A 13,044-nucleotide genomic window follows, 5' to 3' on the forward strand; every position below is an offset into this window, starting at 1 on the left:
GCCCTATGGCAGAAGAAAATAAAAAACCGGAAGCTAAAAAGCCCAAGTTTAATGCATGGTGGATATACATTGGTATTTTCGCCCTATTCGTTGGGATTCAGTTTTTTGGCGGAGGTAACTTAACGCGCCCAAAAGAAACCACTCAAAGAGAATTCGAAGAATACTTGAAAGATGGAGATGTAGAGCGAATCATTATAATTAACAAGAACAAAGCTCAAGTATACCTTACTCCAGATGCTAGGACAAAGGAAGAACACAAACCAAAATCCAGTAACAGTATACTGGCCCCTGGACCCAATGATCCGGTATATGAATTTGAATTTGGGGACCTTCAGAATTTTGAGAATAACTTTTACGAAATAAAGCAGGATAACCAACTTGCCACGTACATAGAATGGAAAACGGATTCCAATATGTGGGGAGAACTATTACTTACCCTACTGCCTTTTATTGTCATTATCGGGATCTGGATTTTCATCATGCGCAGAATGTCTGCCGGAGGTGGAGGTGGTGCCGGTGGTCAGATTTTCAATATAGGAAAGTCCAAAGCCAAATTATTCGATGAAAAGACCGATGTTAAGACTTCGTTTAAGGATGTAGCTGGCTTAGAAGGTGCTAAAGAGGAAGTTCAGGAAATCGTAGATTTTCTTAAAAATCCAACAAAATATACTTCTTTAGGAGGTAAAATTCCAAAAGGCGCCTTATTGGTAGGACCTCCAGGAACAGGTAAAACCTTATTGGCTAAAGCTGTTGCAGGAGAGGCCAAAGTACCTTTCTTCTCGCTTTCCGGATCCGATTTCGTAGAAATGTTTGTCGGTGTGGGAGCTTCCCGTGTTCGCGATTTGTTTAAACAAGCAAAAGAAAAGTCCCCTTCCATTATTTTTATAGATGAGATCGACGCCATTGGTCGTGCCAGGGGAAAAAACAACTTCTCCGGATCTAACGATGAGCGTGAAAACACACTGAATCAATTACTGACCGAAATGGATGGTTTTGGCACCAACACCAATGTTATTGTGGTGGCTGCAACCAACCGTGCCGATATACTTGATAAGGCCTTGATGCGGGCCGGTCGATTTGATCGCCAAATCTATGTTGATTTACCCGATGTGCGTGAGCGAAAGGAAATATTCGAAGTGCATTTGCGCCCACTGAAAAAAGACGATTCCCTAGATACTGATTTCTTAGCAAAACAAACTCCAGGATTCTCTGGAGCAGATATTGCCAATGTATGTAATGAGGCGGCACTTATTGCAGCCCGAAACGAGAAAAAAGCAGTAGGCAAACAAGACTTCTTGGATGCTGTGGATAGAATCGTTGGTGGCCTCGAAAAGAAAAACAAGATCATTACACCGGACGAGAAAAAAGCGATTGCCTTTCATGAAGCGGGTCATGCTACCGTAAGTTGGATGCTAGAACATGCTGCACCATTGGTAAAAGTAACCATAGTGCCCCGAGGACAATCCCTGGGTGCCGCATGGTACCTACCAGAAGAACGTCTAATTGTTCGTCCTGAGCAAATGTTAGACGAAATGTGCGCTACCATGGGTGGACGTGCAGCCGAAAAGGTAATTTTTGATAAAATTTCAACAGGAGCGTTGAGTGACCTTGAAAAGGTGACCAAACAAGCCCGTGCCATGGTGACTATCTATGGCTTAAATGATGAAATTGGAAACCTGACCTATTACGATTCTTCGGGACAAACGGACTACAATTTCAGTAAGCCGTACAGTGAAAAGACCGCCGAGTTGATAGATAAGGAAATATCCCGTATCATTGAGGAGCAGTACCAAAGAGCTATCGACCTTCTTGAAAAGAATAAGGACAAACTCACCGAATTGGCAAATGAACTTCTTGAGAAAGAAGTGATCTTTAAGGAGAGTTTGGAACGTATCTTCGGAAAAAGACCTTTCGGAAAAGAAGAAGAGACAGAGACTCCAGAGGAAAATATCGCGACCACATAACCTTTCAATTTTAACTTTTGGGGTAGGAATGTTTAATTTTTTCTTACAAAACTTACCCCCATATTTTATATATTTGAAGATTAACGTTGATAAACTCCTCAATTAGACCTTCATGAGTCTGTTTAAAAGACTTTTAAAATCAAGTACTAAGTCAGAACCCAAAGCAAAAAACTCTGACCATAGTAAGTATTTTCCTGAAGAAAAGCTTCCAATAGACGAGAAATTCACCTATAATTTCAATAAAAATGGAGGTAAATTCCTGTATTGTGAAAACTGGGACGAAATCTCTGAGGCGTTCGATAACATCCTTTTGGAAAATGATTGGTACGAGAAGGAGGTTTTTTGCATCAACGAAAAGCTATGCGACAAGTTTCAGGGCTATAACTTAAGTTTCGGCAAAAACACCCAAGCTTCCTTCTTTCTGTGCGATTGTGAATCGCTCGTTGCCAACAATGGGTCCATTCTGCTTTCCTCCAATCAGATAAAGGAAAAGAAATTACATGAACTGCCATCTAACTTTGTGATCTTAGCTACCACAAGTCAGTTGGTAGAAAACATTAGCGAGGGTTTACGCATCATAAAAAACCAAAGTCGCCAATACATTCCCAGTAATATTACCACTATTCAGGACTTCGAAAACAATAAGGAAAAAGACTTTATGAGTTATGGAAGTAGCACAAAAAACCTATATTTGCTGCTACTCGAAGACCTATAGTTTATGAAGGAACTCATCGTTCGCAGCATTTCGGGGTTGCTTTATATCTCGATCATTCTATTTTCCATGTTTGCTTCACGAGAGTGGTTCCTTGTTCTCTTCTTTCTTTTGGGTGCGATCACTATTTATGAGTTTCAAAAATTGGTACACCTCAAGAGCTTTATATCTTATCCCATTCTGGCTGTTTTATTGTATTTCCTTAGTTATCTCGTATGGGATGAAAATGCGATTTATGTGTATGCCATCCTAGGGATCTTTGTGAATCTTTTTTTGTTGAAAGACCTATTGGTGGTGAGCAAGATACCAATGTTCGAAAAAAAGAAATACATCGCTCTTATCTTTTACATCATTAGTGGTTTTGTATTCTTAACCCTTATTCCATATCACAATGGCAGCTATCAGATTTGGCTTATCATTGGTGTTTTTATACTTATTTGGGCAAACGACAGCTTTGCTTATTTAGTAGGGAAGAATTTCGGTAAAAGGAAACTACTGGAACGTGTTTCCCCTAAAAAGACCGTAGAAGGATTCATTGGAGGTTTTGCTGGAACATTTTTGGCAGGATTTCTTATCTTTAACTATACCCAATTACTCAGCCTGGGATCGTGGTTTTTCTTGGCTGTAATGGTAACCGTATTGGGAACTTTTGGAGACCTTATCCAATCTAAATTCAAGCGGCAAGCAGGGGTCAAGGACAGTGGCTCCCTGATGCCGGGCCATGGAGGTATTTATGATAGATTGGATAGTATTATATTCGTTAGCCCGTTTATTTATGCATTTTTAGAAATCATGGATTATGTTTCATAAAGAAGGACACAAAATCATTATCATCACTTTTTTTATTGTCATTGGAGCTTCATTGGCAGTAAATCATTTTGTGACATTGGAATGGCTTCGAATGCTATTGCTCCTTACACTCATTGTCCTGTTGGTATTGGTGTTGCAGTTTTTTAGGAACCCCAAGCGCAGTTTTAACCCTAACGAAGAACAGGTGCTATCTCCAGTAGATGGTAAGGTGGTGGTGATAGAAGAGGTGTTCGAAAAGGAATATTTCAAGGACAAACGCCTTCAAATTTCAGTGTTCATGAACCCACTAAATGTGCATGTAACGCGTTATCCAGTGGGCGGGGATGTTACCTTCAGTAAATACCATCCAGGAAAATACCTAGTGGCGTGGCACCCGAAAGCCAGTGAAGAAAACGAACGCACCACTGTGGTAGTGAAAAGTGAACAATTTGGCGAAGTACTTCATAGACAAATTGCGGGAGCCTTAGCCAAACGGATCGTTAACTACGCAGAAGAAGGTCAATCTGTTATTCAAACAAGCGATAGTGGGTTTATTAAGTTTGGTTCCCGAGTGGATGTGTTTTTACCAGTAGATGCCAAAGTACATGTATCTTTGAACGAAAAAGTAAAAGGAGGACTTAGTATCCTTGCAACGACAAAGTAAATGAAGCCGGAAGAACTGGATATCGCTTTTAATAATGCTGTGGAAAGTATCAATAAACATACGGATCCATTTCCTGCAGATGTCCTGTTGAAACTATACGCTTATTACAAGCATGCTACCAATGATCAATCTTCCCCCGGAAGTAGCAATCCGCTTATAAATGCTTTTAAAACCAATGCCCTATTCCAGACCCAAGGTCTCACTGCCGAAGAAGCCAAGAAACTATATATCGAAGCTGTGACCCAGTATTTTTTGTACCGTAAATAAGATAATGGCCGCAAAGAGGTGAACCAAGTGAATTGCATTAGCATTTAGAGTAAATGAGTCAATACCACCATTGCGCGTTATGCGAACATGAACAGAAAAGCCTAAAAGATGGTTTGACTTGTGGATTGACAAATAAAAAGCCAACTTTCGAAAACACTTGTTCTTATATTAAACTGGATGGAAAGTTTCAAAACAAGATAGAGGCTGTTACTATTGAATTGGAAAGAATTCGCCGAAAGAAATATTCCATTCACCTTACCTATTATTTCCTTATAAGTGTTGGATTTTTATTGATCGCTGGAAACAAGAAATTAGCTGAATTATTTCACAGCACAATGTATTTTTGGTTATACCAAGTTGAAATCATTGGAGTAGGAATTACTATTTTATCGATTGCATTTGCCAAACTAAACAGTTTTAGGAATAAACTAAAAATTGCGAATTGGGAGAAATACAAGATTGATTCAGCACTTGAGAAATATGGAATCAGTTATAAAGCCAATATTGTTTTTGAGAAGAAGTTTCATGGTATGCAACCAGTAAATGTTTCGATAATATATAAAAACTGGACGAAAAAACGCAGCGAAACAACAGTTATGGTTCATTGAAGCCGTATCACACCTCTACCAATTTGCCAAAACAAAGATCAAAAAAGAGTTTCCCATCACACAAGTTTTGGATGGTTCATTACCAAAACAACTTACTTTTTTTTCAGTTCTTTCAATTCTAAATGGAATCATTTGGTCCCTTCCTTTATTCATTCTAATTAGATATTTGAACAAATTGAAGAAGCAGTGCATTCAATTCACCTAAAGCCATTTATTGATCTTCCACAAATCACCTTTTAAAGTGAAAAGTTCTGAAGAAAATTTGTTTAGTTAGGATTCCTTACTATATTTGTATCAAAATAATACATTAACTAAAAAAACTACACATGAGTAAATCCATTTTTTATCACGCTGGATGTTCTGTTTGCATTAGTGCGGAACACGACATCCTAAACCTTATCGGACAGGAAAACGTTGAAGTGGTACATCTAGGTGAGGACACCTCGAGAATCCCTGAAGCAGAAAATGCTGGGGTACAATCGGTCCCAGCCTTGGTAACACCCAACGGCAATGCACTTCACATTAACTTCGGTGCTTCCATGGCCGATGTAAAGGCCTAATTTTTTAGCCCATAAAGTTAGGAGTGCTAACTTTATGGGCAATTATCTTACTCTTCATGAAAATGAAAACACATTCTTCTCACCTATAAAACACAAAACAACAACGAATGAAAGTTTCTGTTTGGGACACCTATGTAAAACGACATGATGGCCGTATTATGCACTTCGATATTTTGGTACCGGATCATGTTACTGACAAAAACACCGTGTTTGAATACGGTAAGGAGTATTTAAAAAAGAAATCGATTTCCAATACTAATCTCGCTACAAAAGAATGCCGTTTCTGTCATATCGAAGTAGCTACACCTACTATGATAACACAGATTGGATTAAAGGGTTATGATATCATTGAGATGGAAAATTGTGATTAGTTTAATTAGGATTACTAACTTAGCCTGCCCCTCCCAGTTATAAGGCAGGCTTTATAATGAAAGACAGCATTTTTAATCCAGAACAGCAACAGCAGGATATGTCTAGCAAGATCATTGCAGGTTTCGATCGTATCTCTGAAGTCTTTAAAGTGTTGCTCTGGGAAAAGGCCAAAAGGATTGGACTAAGCCCCATACAGATTCGTATCCTCATCTTTGTTGCTTTTCATAAAGAAGAGCTCTGCAATGTGAGTCATCTGTCTAAAGAATTCAACGTAACAAAACCTACCATAAGTGATGCCGTAAAGGTTCTGGACAAAAAAGGACTGATCGTGAAAGATCATTCTTCAGCCGACAGTAGAAGTTATACCATTCGGTTATCCCCTAAAGGGCAAAACATTGTATCGGAGAGCAAGGACTTTGCTGCTCCATTAAAAACTCAAATTGATGTGTTGGATGTTTCAGATCAAGAAGACATCTTCCATACATTGAGCAAACTTATCTATCAGCTTAATCAAAAAGGGATTCTTGCCGTACAACGGACCTGTTTTAAGTGCAAGTTCTATGAAAAAAACGGAAGTACAGACTATTGCAACCTATTGCAACAACCTTTAGCCCGTGAAGACATTCGTTTGGATTGCCCTGAGTTTGAGGAAAAATAGCCCTTCTTTATACAAGTGGTTGACTATTAGATCTATACGATATATTTATACTATTCTTCTTATCTTTATGGAAACCTAACCAATACGATATGAAACCTCTCTATTATTTCCCCGTAGTCATATTCCTATTGCTATTTGCATGCAAACAGCCAGAGCCTAAGACGACATCTATAACCGAGCGCACCTCAATTGGTTGTGCCCCTCCGGTTTTATCGGATAAGGATTGGTACAAAATAGACAATACCGCACCTATCATTGAAGGGCTCGATGTACTTAATTTTCCCATAACCACCAATGATTCATTAGTACAGCGATATTTTAATCAAGGTTTAATACTTGCTTATGGCTTTAATCATGCTGAAGCCGCTCGCTCTTTTTATTATGCCACCAAACTCGATCCTGCCTGCGCCATGGCCTTTTGGGGTTTTGCTTATGTTTTAGGCCCCAATTACAATGCGGGAATGGAGAGCGACAACTATGAAAGAGCGTATGATGCTATTCAGAAAGCTATCGAACTGTCAGAAGACAATTCTACCGCCAAGGAAAAGATGCTAATAGCGGCACTTGCAAAACGCTATGTCAAAGAGCCGGTAGACGATAGAATGGCTCTAGATGAAGCCTATTCGGATGCCATGAAGGAAGTTTTTGAAGCGTATCCACAAGATGCTGATGTTGGTTGTCTTTATGTAGAATCCTTAATGAATTTACACCCTTGGGACTTATGGGACATAGCCGGGGAGCCTAAAACATGGACACCTAAAATCATATCCGAATTCGACAATTTGTTTTTAATCGATTCTTTGCATCCCGGTGCCCATCACTTCTACATACATGCGGTAGAAGCTTCCGCTAATCCTGAAAGAGGATTGCGGAGTGCCCAGTTGTATGATGAAGATCTTGTTCCTGGAGCGGGACACCTGGTTCATATGCCCTCGCACATTTATATACGAACGGGCGATTATCATAAGGGAACCCTAGCTAATATTAGATCGGTGAAAGTAGATAGTTCCTACCTTACTACTTGTCATGCACAAGGAACCTATCCATTAACTCTATATCCACATAATTATCACTTTCTGGCGGCGACGGCTACATTGGAAGGAAATAGTGAACTCGGAATATTGGCCGCCAACAAGGTAGCCGAAAATGCCAATAAGGAACTCATGAAAATGGAAGGTTGGGGAACCATTCAACATTATTATACCATCCCATATTATGTCATGGTGAAGTTCGGCAAATGGCAGGAAATAATTGAAATGAATAATGAGGGAGTTTCTTTGGAATATCCCGATGCCATAAGGCATTACGCTCGAGGAATGGCCTATATTGGGTTGAAAAACCTTGATAACGCGAAGGAAGAGCTAGCAGCATTACAGACCTATGCCGACAACAAAGGATTAGAAACGGTTACTATTTGGGATTTCAACAATGTACACCAACTGTTGCAAATCGCATCACGCGTTTTGCGAGCCGAAATACTGGCTAGTGAGGGCAATTACAACGAGAGTATCCAGCTCTTAAAAGAAGCTGTAGCGTTAGAAGATGCTTTGGTATATCAAGAACCGCCCGATTGGTTTTTTTCTGTTCGACATAACTTAGGTGCCGTTCAGGTGGAGGCCGGAAATTATGAAGATGCTATTGCAACCTTTGAAGAAGACCTAAAAACCTATCCAAAAAACGGTTGGGCCCTGCATGGGCTAAAGCAGGCCTATTTACATCTCAATGATACCGAAATGTTGAAGGAAACCACAGAAAAACTAGAAACCATTTGGGCTACAGCCGATATTGAACTCTCGAGTTCGAAAATGCAATAGTTTTACCCTTTTAGTCCAGCTAAGCTTGCCTTGATCGTTTCAATCTTTGCCAAGGCATCAGCTTCTTTCTTGCGCTCGCTTGCTACTACTTGCTCTGGGGCGTTGTTCACAAAACGCTCGTTCTTAAGCTTGCCCTGGACACTTTTCAAGAATCCTTCAGTATACTTAAGTTCCTCGGTGAGTTTAGCAATTTCTGCTTCTACATCTATAGCACCAACAATAGGAACAAAGTATTCGTTCGATTTTACACGGAATGTCAATGCACCATCCAACTTTTCGGTAATGTACTCGAGGTTTTCAATATTTCCCAATTTGGAAATCAATGCATCAAAGGCATCGGAAGCCTTTTCATTGTTAATCACGGACAAATTGATGGTTTCCTTAAAAGAAATGTTTTTTTCCTTTCTAATGGTACGAATTCCAGAGATTACTTCAGATGCCAAATCGAAATCCTCGATCATTTGTGCATCGAAGGATGTTGACTTGGGCCAAGAAGCTATAATTAAAGCTTCTTCAGGGGTACGCTCGGTAATATGTTGCCAGATTTCTTCCGAAATGAAGGGAACAAAAGGATGTAATATAATAAGATTGTCCTCCAAGATGGAAATTACCTCAGCTTTGGTGGCAGCAGAAATTGGCCTTCCATATGCCGGCTTAACGGCTTCCAACAACCAAGAACAGAAATCGTCCCAGACTAGTTTATACGTAGCCATCAAGGCATCGCTAATTCGGTACTTGCTGTAATGATCCTCAATTTCGGCCAGCACCTTCTGAAATTTACTACGATACCATTGGATCGCAATTTTCGCAGCTTCCGTTTCTTCCTCACTTTCGGACACTTCCCAGCCATCGATCAATCGGTAGGCATTCCAAATTTTATTTATAAAGGCACTCCCCTGCTTACAAAGATCCTCATCGAACATAAGGTCATTTCCGGCTGGTGAACTCAATAGCATCCCTACACGAACTCCATCGGCTCCATATTGCTCCATCAAGCCAATTGGATCAGGGGAATTACCCAGTGACTTGCTCATCTTACGGCGTTGTTTATCGCGCACGATTCCCGTTAAATAAACGTTGGTGAAAGGTTTTTCATTTCTATATTCAAAACCTGCAATGAGCATACGAGCCACCCAGAAGAACAGAATCTCAGGTGCTGTCACCAAATCATTGGTGGGATAGTAATAATTAATCTCTTTATTGTCAGGTTCAAGAATCCCATTAAAAACCGTGATTGGCCATAACCAAGACGAAAACCAAGTATCTACCACATCCGGATCTTGTCTCAGGTCGGAAGCAGATATATTGGCATTTCCTGTGCGTTCTTTGGCAAATTCGATTGCTTCTTCCATGCTTTCGGCAACCACAAAATCTTCTTTGCCATCCCCATAGAAATATGCCGGGATTTGCTGCCCCCACCACAACTGTCGGCTAATGTTCCAATCGCGAACATTTTCCATCCAATAGCGATACGTATTAATAAACTTCTCTGGAACGAGGTTCACGTCCTTTTCCAGAACGGCATCCAATGCAGGTTGGGCCAATGCTTTCATCTTCAAAAACCACTGATCACTCAATTTGGGCTCAATCACCGCACCAGTGCGCTCACTGGTTCCTACTTTGTTGATATGCTGTTCAATTTTTTCAACCACACCCATCCCTTCCAATTCCTTGGCGATTTTTTTACGGGCCTCAAAGCGATCCATTCCTTCATAATGCAATCCGAAGCTATTCAACGTAGCATCATCATTCAGTACATCTACCACTTCCAAATTGTGCTTATCGCCCAACATCTTATCATTCTCATCATGGGCAGGTGTCACCTTTAAACAACCAGTACCGAATTCCATAGTTACATAGTCGTCCTCTATAATCGGGATCACGCGATTGCAAATAGGAACAATGGCTTTTTTTCCCTTTAAATGGGCGTAACGCTCATCCTCGGGATTAATACATATGGCCGTGTCCCCTAAAATGGTTTCAGGTCGTGTGGTCGCAATGGTAACGTATTCATCAGACCCTTCTATTTGGTATTTTAAGTAGTATAAATTCCCTTGTTTCTCTTCATAGATTACCTCTTCATCGCTCAAGGTTGTTTTGGCCTGTGGATCCCAATTTACCATTCTATATCCACGGTAGATCTGCCCTTTGCGATACAAATCCACGAATACCTTTATTACAGACTGAGACAAATCCTCATCCATGGTAAATTTGGTACGTTCCCAATCGCATGAGGCTCCTAATTTTTTCAGTTGTTCAAGAATAATTCCGCCATGCTTATGGGTCCATTCCCAAGCATGTTCTAAAAATTCATCCCTAGTAAGGTCTGCCTTGGCAATTCCTTCTTTTTTCAATTTCCCAACCACCTTGGCCTCTGTGGCGATAGAAGCATGGTCCGTTCCAGGTACCCAACACGCATTGTACCCATTAAGACGAGCTTTACGGATTAGCACATCCTGAATGGTATTATTTAACATATGCCCCATATGTAGGACACCTGTCACATTAGGAGGTGGAATGACAATACTATAAGGCTCTCTTTCGTCTACTTCACTATGGAAATAGTTGTGCTCCATCCAGTAGCTATACCACTTGTCTTCAACGTTTTGAGCGTTATATTTTGCCTCTAAAGCCATTTTTGGTCTGATTTTTGAAATATAGTTTGCAAAAGTAGGTATATCCTATTTATTATAAAATTATTAAAGTGAATAACTTCTTTTGTCAGTTGTACAAAAGTTACCTACTTTAGTAATCCCAAAATTTTAAAATGATGAAAAAATTTATTTTAATGGCAGTAATAACTTTAGTTAGTTTTGCCGCCCATGCACAAGCCAACATTGAGTTCAAACAAGAAACGGTAGACTATGGTCAAATCGCTAAAGGAAGTGATGGTGTACGTTCTTTTGAATTCACTAACACCGGAAACGAACCTCTCATTATAAGCGATGTTAAATCAAGCTGTGGCTGTACAGTACCTGAAAAACCAAAAGACCCTGTACAACCGGGTGAGTCTAGTGTGATCAAGGTAAAGTATGACACAAAGAGAGTTGGAAAGATTAGAAAGACCATTACCGTATACTCTAATGCTTCAGAGCCCATTAAGGCCTTGAAGATTAAAGGAGAGGTCTTAGCCGATAAAAGCGTATTGGAGAAGACCAAATAAAAAATTCATGTAGAGAAAATAGCCTCCTGCTTTTCAGGGGGCTTTTTTTATAGCACTTCTTTAAGGAAGAATTTTTTTCGGAGTATGGCCCCATCCCTATTTACAACTATGTTAATCCTCCTACCACTTTTTGAGGAGAACAGTGCCGTAATGCTCTCTAGGTCATATTTATAGGCAGCCTTGCCATTTATCGATATTAACTCGTCCCCCTGAAGAATCTCAGCCAGATCTGCAGGCGAGCCCTTTCGGACTTCCGAAACGATATATTTTGGAGCTAAAAAGAAGGTAAAAACCGGTTGCAGGTTGAAGCTAACCTTTCCTGTGCTATCGTTCTCATCAGAAGCAAAATTAAAGCTTCTACCCGTTCCATTTTTCACCTCGGAAGCTGGTACCAAACCATCATGTTCTACGATTAAACCTGCCATATTATAGTGAAAGGGATCCCCGAAAAATTTATTTTTGCGCAAGGTCATTTGCCGTGACCTATAATCCATGGTAACCGTAAATCGCTTCAAAATTCCAGCGCCAAGCGTACCGCTACGATCCTTGAATGCCTTAAAACTCTTAAGCGCTATACTGTCTGGATAGGACACATTCACCCGGGGTATTTCGAACCGCCCCAATAGCACCTTATCCAATTTTGATCGTTTCCCAAAAACGCCTCCGCTAAGACCAAGGCCCAAAAAATCCTTAAAATAGTTCTTCGGCTGTTCTACAATACCCATTCCTTCGTCGAATAACCAAATGGCATCACTAGCCCCACTATCTATTAAAAGGTTGACATCGTATGTGGCTCCATTAGATTCTATCTTTTGTGATATATACGGCTTTTTACCTATCATCCTCAGGTCCATTTCTTCACAATTCCTACACCGCTTCTTCTTGTATTGCAATGGGTCAAAAATTGTAATGTGCTCCGCAACATAATCGGTTCGAACCACAAAATCCTTAAAAAAATCGAAGCCAATAACCCCGTGGATGGGAATACCCATTCTAGGGGAAAAATTGATGGCCTCATCAAAAATGACATAGAAAGTATGATCCTTGTCTTCTGCATCACCTATCTTAAGGTTGTTATGGACACTCTTTAGTGCGTCAATATTTCCGTTACTCCCAACCCCACGTATCTTAACAGGTGTCACATTATTTATTTGAAGGGAATCGTTTTCGTATAAACTGAATAACAGGGTGTAGTTCACCCCGGTATCTAACAGGAAGGAAAGGGGTTTGCCGTTTACTTCAACAGGAATAACCACCAAATTATTTACAAAATCGAATGCTATCCTATCCTTTTTTTGTCCATTCGGAAGCCTAAAACCTTCTTGTCCATACCCGTAACCACAGATCAGGAAAAACAAAGTGAGTCCTATTCCCATAGGACGAAATGAACGCCAATTTTTCATTGAATGAAGAAGATATAAAAAAACCCTCAAATTAGGTTCAATTGCAATGTTTTTAATAAATATTTTGCAA

General features: G+C 40.1%; 13 protein-coding genes. 11 read left to right on the forward strand and 2 right to left on the reverse strand.

Annotation, left to right across the window (positions count from 1 at the left end):
* Nucleotides 1-5 precede the first annotated feature (5 nt).
* The 10 genes from ftsH to AC6JAD_RS01565 all read left to right on the forward strand — a co-directional run bounded on the left by ftsH (nucleotide 6) and on the right by AC6JAD_RS01565 (nucleotide 8,408).
* The gene (ftsH, locus tag AC6JAD_RS01520) at nucleotides 6-1,964 is read left to right on the forward strand and encodes an ATP-dependent zinc metalloprotease FtsH (RefSeq protein ID WP_461304271.1); all 1,959 of its coding nucleotides are present in this window, start codon (nucleotides 6-8) and stop codon (nucleotides 1,962-1,964) included.
* A 112-nt stretch (nucleotides 1,965-2,076) separates the two neighbouring features.
* Nucleotides 2,077-2,679 carry an LUD domain-containing protein gene (locus AC6JAD_RS01525; protein WP_461304272.1) on the forward strand — a complete coding sequence of 201 codons (603 nt, stop codon included), beginning with the start codon at nucleotides 2,077-2,079 and terminating at the stop codon, nucleotides 2,677-2,679.
* 3 nt (nucleotides 2,680-2,682) lie between these two features.
* A complete protein-coding gene (locus AC6JAD_RS01530; protein WP_461304273.1) occupies nucleotides 2,683-3,486 on the forward strand; it encodes a phosphatidate cytidylyltransferase in 804 nt (267 codons plus the stop codon).
* Nucleotides 3,476-4,129, forward strand: a complete 654-nt coding sequence (locus tag AC6JAD_RS01535; RefSeq protein ID WP_461304274.1) for a phosphatidylserine decarboxylase family protein — start codon at nucleotides 3,476-3,478, stop codon at nucleotides 4,127-4,129. The genes AC6JAD_RS01530 and AC6JAD_RS01535 overlap by 11 nt, the downstream gene beginning before the upstream one ends.
* The gene (locus AC6JAD_RS01540) at nucleotides 4,130-4,396 is read left to right on the forward strand and encodes an acyl-CoA-binding protein (RefSeq protein WP_461304275.1); all 267 of its coding nucleotides are present in this window, start codon (nucleotides 4,130-4,132) and stop codon (nucleotides 4,394-4,396) included. It begins immediately after the preceding gene.
* A 53-nt stretch (nucleotides 4,397-4,449) separates the two neighbouring features.
* Entirely contained in the window at nucleotides 4,450-5,004 is a 555-nt protein-coding gene (locus AC6JAD_RS01545) for a hypothetical protein (protein WP_461304276.1), read from the forward strand.
* Between the two features lie 326 nt (nucleotides 5,005-5,330).
* Entirely contained in the window at nucleotides 5,331-5,564 is a 234-nt protein-coding gene (locus AC6JAD_RS01550; protein WP_461304277.1) for a thioredoxin family protein, read from the forward strand.
* A gap of 107 nt (nucleotides 5,565-5,671) precedes the next feature.
* A complete protein-coding gene (locus AC6JAD_RS01555; RefSeq protein ID WP_461304278.1) occupies nucleotides 5,672-5,935 on the forward strand; it encodes a DUF2024 family protein in 264 nt (87 codons plus the stop codon).
* Between the two features lie 56 nt (nucleotides 5,936-5,991).
* Entirely contained in the window at nucleotides 5,992-6,594 is a 603-nt protein-coding gene (locus tag AC6JAD_RS01560; RefSeq protein WP_461304279.1) for a MarR family winged helix-turn-helix transcriptional regulator, read from the forward strand.
* 89 nt (nucleotides 6,595-6,683) lie between these two features.
* Nucleotides 6,684-8,408 carry a tetratricopeptide repeat protein gene (locus AC6JAD_RS01565; RefSeq protein WP_461304280.1) on the forward strand — a complete coding sequence of 575 codons (1,725 nt, stop codon included), beginning with the start codon at nucleotides 6,684-6,686 and terminating at the stop codon, nucleotides 8,406-8,408.
* Between the two features lie 2 nt (nucleotides 8,409-8,410).
* Here the strand turns inward: AC6JAD_RS01565 and AC6JAD_RS01570 are convergent, their stop codons facing one another.
* Complete coding sequence (locus AC6JAD_RS01570) at nucleotides 8,411-11,044, reverse strand: valine--tRNA ligase (RefSeq protein WP_461304281.1); 2,634 nt, start codon at nucleotides 11,042-11,044, stop codon at nucleotides 8,411-8,413.
* A gap of 134 nt (nucleotides 11,045-11,178) precedes the next feature.
* On the opposite strand from AC6JAD_RS01570, the gene AC6JAD_RS01575 reads away from it, so the two are divergent.
* Nucleotides 11,179-11,571: a DUF1573 domain-containing protein gene (locus tag AC6JAD_RS01575; RefSeq protein WP_461304346.1), complete on the forward strand. Its 393-nt coding sequence runs from the start codon at nucleotides 11,179-11,181 to the stop codon at nucleotides 11,569-11,571.
* Between the two features lie 47 nt (nucleotides 11,572-11,618).
* Here AC6JAD_RS01575 and AC6JAD_RS01580 read toward each other — a convergent pair whose 3' ends face one another.
* The gene (locus tag AC6JAD_RS01580; protein WP_461304282.1) at nucleotides 11,619-12,974 is read right to left on the reverse strand and encodes an aspartyl protease family protein; all 1,356 of its coding nucleotides are present in this window, start codon (nucleotides 12,972-12,974) and stop codon (nucleotides 11,619-11,621) included.
* Nucleotides 12,975-13,044 lie beyond the last annotated feature (70 nt).

The sequence above is a fragment of the Aureisphaera sp. genome (genome assembly GCF_059726885.1).